General features: G+C 77.0%; 4 protein-coding genes. 1 reads left to right on the top strand and 3 read right to left on the bottom strand.

The window, feature by feature from the left end; translation table 11 throughout:
* Positions 1-1,244, top strand: a 1,244-nt coding sequence (locus CKO13_RS11010) for an ATP-binding protein (protein WP_242468016.1), incomplete at its 5' end; no start/stop codon positions are given.
* Here the strand turns inward: CKO13_RS11010 and CKO13_RS11015 are convergent.
* From CKO13_RS11015 to CKO13_RS11025, 3 genes are all read right to left on the bottom strand, one after another.
* Entirely contained in the window at positions 1,164-1,883 is a 720-nt protein-coding gene (locus tag CKO13_RS11015; protein ID WP_200260908.1) for a 16S rRNA (uracil(1498)-N(3))-methyltransferase, read from the bottom strand. The genes CKO13_RS11010 and CKO13_RS11015 overlap by 81 nt on opposite strands.
* Before the next feature lie 6 nt (positions 1,884-1,889).
* Complete coding sequence (locus tag CKO13_RS11020) at positions 1,890-3,248, bottom strand: adenosylmethionine--8-amino-7-oxononanoate transaminase (RefSeq protein WP_200260911.1); 1,359 nt, start codon at positions 3,246-3,248, stop codon at positions 1,890-1,892.
* 124 nt (positions 3,249-3,372) lie between these two features.
* Positions 3,373-4,255 (bottom strand): FGGY-family carbohydrate kinase (locus CKO13_RS11025; RefSeq protein ID WP_200260915.1); only part of this gene is annotated, 883 nt, incomplete at its 5' end.

The following is a 4,255-nucleotide window of genomic DNA, read 5'->3' on the forward strand; positions in this document are numbered from 1 at the left end:
GCCGCACCCTGGACCAGGGCGAGCTCCTGGAGGCCCTGTGGCGGGAGCCCGGCGAGGAGGCGGCACCGGCCCTCGACGCCGGCCCTGGGCACCGGATCCTCGGCGAGGCGGTGGCCGCCGAGCTCGACGAGGCGGGCCTCGAGGGGGCGCAGCGCCGCTTCACCCCCCTGGAGGGCCTCCTGCCGCGGCTGCGCCGCCGGGTGCAGGCCGCCGCCGCGGAGTGCTCGCGGCAGGTGGCGCTGGAGCTCGAGGGCGGGGCGTACGAGCTCGACGCGGCCGTCCTCGAGCGCCTGGCGGCGCCCCTCGAGCAGCTGCTGGTCAACGCCGTCGTCCACGGGATCGAGCCGCCGGCGGCGCGGCGGGCCGCCGGCAAGCCGGAGCGCGGCTCGCTGCGCCTGGCGGCCCGGCTCGAGGGCGGCGCCCTCGTGCTGGCCGTCAGCGACGACGGCGCGGGGCTGGACCTCGCGGCCCTCGAGCAGCAGGCCGGCAGCGCCGGCGAGCCGGCGCGGGGGGCGGTGCTGAGCAACGAGGAGGCGCTGGGCCTGATCGTCGTCCAGGGCGTCTCCACCCGGCCTGCCGCCGGGGTGGAGGCCGGCCACGGGATCGGCATGGACGTGGTCGCGAGCCGGGTGCGCGGGCTCGGCGGGCGCCTGGAGCTGGATACGCGCCCGCCCCACGGGACGACCTTCACCATCCGCCTGCCCGTGGAGCGGGCGCTCAGCCGCCTCCTCGAGCCCCGGGAGGAGGCGGCCGCGGGGCGCGTGCTCGTCGTCAACGACTCCCGGATCCTGCGGCGGATCGCGGTGCAGCTGCTCGAGCGCAACGGGCTGGGCGCGGTGGCCGCGGCCGATGCGGCGGAGGCCGTCGAGGCGCTGCGGGAGGGGCCGTTCGAGGCCGTGCTGCTCGACCTGGAGGTGGCCGCGAGCGCCGAGGAGGCGGCGGGGGTGCTCACCCGGCTCGCCGAGGCGCTGGGCCTGGCGCCGCAGGCGTTCGTCGCCGTGACCACGCGTGCCGGGGACGGCGGGCGCCTCGCCGAGCACGGGGCGGCGCCGGGGGCCGTGCTCCTCAAGCCCCACGACGAGGGGCAGCTCCTGGCCGCCGTGCGCCGGGCGATCGCCGCCGGGCGCGGTACGCCGCCTCCAGGGCCGGAGGCGAGGCCCGCCTCAGAGCTCGCCGGCGGCGAGGCCGACGGCGGCGAGGGCGACGACGGCGGCGGTCTCGGTGCGCAGGGTCCGCGCCCCTGAGCGCACGCGCCGGAAGCCCTGGCGCTCGGCGGCCTCGAGCTCGGCGGGCGTCAGGCCGCCCTCCGGGCCGATGAGCACCGCGGTGGCGCCGCCGCCCGCCGTCGCCCCGAGGCTCGGCGCGGCCTCCGGGTCGAGGGTCAGGCGCAGCGGGTAGGGTGCCGCCTGGGCCCAGGCGCCCGCCAGGGGCGTGGGCTCGGCGATGGCCGGCAGGCGGTTGCGGCCGCACTGCTCGCAGGCGCTCGCCGCCACCGCCTGCCAGTGGCGGCGGCGCTTGGCGGCGCGCTTGGCGTCGAGGCGCACGACGGTGCGCTCGGTGAGCACGGGCACGAGCTCGGTAACGCCGAGCTCGGTGGCCTTCTCCACGGCGGTGTCCATCCGCTCGCCCTTGCCCACCGCCTGCAGGAGCTGGACCGCCACGGGGAGCTCGCGCTCCACCGGCTCGTGGGGGCCCACCTGCACCGTGACCCGGCGCCGCTCCACGGCGCTGACCGTGCTCGGGTGCTCGCCGCCGGCGCCGTTGAAGAGGGTCACCGGGGCGCCCGGCTGCAGGCGCAGGGCGCGGGCGTGGGCGGCGGTGTCCGCCGGCAGCTCCAGCTCGCTGCCGGCGGCGAGGGGCAGGGGGAGGTAGAGCCGGGCCACGGCGCCCTACGCCCGCGTCGCCTTGTCGATGCCCTCGGCGGCCACCTCGCCGAGCAGGCGGACCTCCTCCGGGCTGATGACGTACGGCGGCATCCAGTAGACGACGTTGCCGAGCGGGCGCATGAGCACGCCGCGCTCGAGGGCGTGGCGGTAGACGTGCAGCCCGCGGCGCTCCTGCCACGGGTAGGGGGCCTGGGCCGCCTTGTCCTGGACCATCTCGGCGGCGAGGACCATGCCGTGCTGGCGCACCTCGCCGACGTGGGGGTGCTCGGCCAGCGGCGCCGCCGCCTCGGCCATGAGCGCGGCGGTCTCGCGGTTCTGGGCGAGGACGTCGTCGCTGTCGAAGAGCTCCAGGGTCGCCAGGGCGGCGGCGCAGGCGAGGGGGTTGCCGGTGTAGCTGTGGGAGTGGAGGAAGGCGTTGAGCTTGGTGAAGTCGTCGTAGAAGGCGGCGTAGACCCGCTCGTCGGTGAGCACCGCCGCCAGCGGCAGGTAGCCGGCGGTCAGCCCCTTGGACAGGCACATGAAGTCCGGGGTGATCCCGGCCTGCTCGCAGGCGAACATCGTCCCCGTGCGCCCGAAGCCGGTGGCGATCTCGTCGGCGATGAGGTGGACGCCGTGGCGGTCGCACGCCTCGCGCAGGCGCTCGAGGTAGCGGGGGTGGTACATGCGCATGCCGCCGGCGCACTGGAGCAGCGGCTCGACGATGACCGCCGCCGTCTCGTGGGCGTGGGCCTCGAGGGCCGCCTCCATGTGCACGAACATCCGCTCGGCGTGCTCCGCCCACGAGACCCCCGCCTCGCGGTGGAAGGAGTCCGGGGCCGGGACGGTGATCGGCTCCATGAGCATCGGCTCGTAGGCGGCCTTGAAGACGCCGACGTCGCCGACGCTCAGGGCGCCGACCGTCTCCCCGTGGTAGCTGTTCGAGAGGTTGATGTACTTGAGCTTCTCGGGGTGGCCGCTGTTGCGCCAGTAGTGGTGGCTCATCTTCAGGGCCACCTCCACCGCCGAGGAGCCGTTGTCGGTGTAGAAGCACCGGCTCAGCCCCTGCGGGGTGACGGCGACGAGCCGCTCGGCGAGCTCGACCGCCGGCTCGTGGGAGCAGCCGGCGAGGATGACGTGCTCGAGCCGGTCGATCTGCGCCTTGATGCGCTCGCTGATGCGCTCGTTGGCGTGGCCGAAGAGGTTGACCCACCAGGAGCTGACCGCATCCAGGTACCAGCGGCCGTCGAGGTCCTTGAGCCACGCCCCCTTGCCCTCCTCGACGGGGATGAGCGGGATCCGCTCGTGGTCCTTCATCTGGGTGCAGGGGTGCCAGAGGACGTTGAGGTCGCGGCGGATGAGCTCGGCGTTGCTGCGCTCGGCCATGGATCGCTCCCGACGGCGGGCAGTCCCAGAGAATCCCTCATGATGCCATCCCCGGGGCCGGCGGTGTACCGATGGCCGCAGGGTGGCCGGCGCCCCGGGGCGTGGCACTCCGCCGGCCGGTGGGCTAGAGGGCCGCGCGCGCCAGGTAGGCGGCGCCCACGGCGGCGTCGGTCTCCTCGGCGGGGGCGACGGGGACGCCGAGGTAGCGCGCCCGGATGCGGGTCCAGGCCGGGTTGCCGGCGCCGCCGCCGACGGTGCGCACGCGGCCCACGGGCGGGGCGCCGAGCTCGGCGAGGCGCCGGTAGCCCTCGGCCTCGACGGCGGCGATCCCCTCGAGCAGCCCCTGGAGGAAGCGGGCGTCGTCGTCGGGGCGCGGCTCGAGCCGCGGCGCCAGCGCCGGGTCGCTGCGCGGGAAGCGCTCGCCGGGGCAGGGCAGCGGGTAGTAGCCCAGGCCGGTGTCGCGCTCCGGCTCGAGCCGCGGCGTCAGGCGCTCGAGCGCCGCCGGCGTGAAGAAGCGCGCCAGGATGCCGGCGCCGCAGTTGGAGGCGCCGCCGGCGAGGAAGTGCTCCCCGAGGCGGTGGCTGTAGACGCCGTGCTCGGCGGCGAAGACCGGCACCGGGGAGAGCAGCTTCAGGGCCAGGGTCGTGCCCAGGGAGGTGACCGCCTCGCCGGGGTGCGCGGCGCCGGCGGCGAGGAAGCCGGCGACGGCGTCGGTGGCCCCGGTGGCCACGCGGCAGCCGGCGGGCAGCCCGGTGGCTCGCGCCGCCGCGGCCGTCACGCCGCCGACGGCGGTGCCGACGGGGTGGACGCGCGGGAGCGCGTCCGGGGGCAGCTCGAGGCCGGCGAGCCACGCCGGCCAGCGCCGGGCGACGGGGTCGTAGCCGAGCTTGAGGGCGTTGCTCTCGTCGCTGGCGTCGAAGCGCCCGGCCAGGCGCCCGGCGATCCAGTCCGCCTGGCTGAGCACCCGCAGCGGCCCGCCGGGCCGGTGGTCGCGGAGTAGCTGCAGG

Source organism: Halorhodospira neutriphila, from assembly GCF_016584055.1.
Classification (GTDB): Bacteria; Pseudomonadota; Gammaproteobacteria; order Nitrococcales; family Halorhodospiraceae; genus Halorhodospira; species Halorhodospira neutriphila.

Coding starts and splice junctions, on each gene's coding strand:
- CKO13_RS11020 (WP_200260911.1), bottom strand. CDS start 3,248: ATGGCCGAGCGCAGCAACGCCGAGCTCATCCGCCGCGACCTCAACGTC.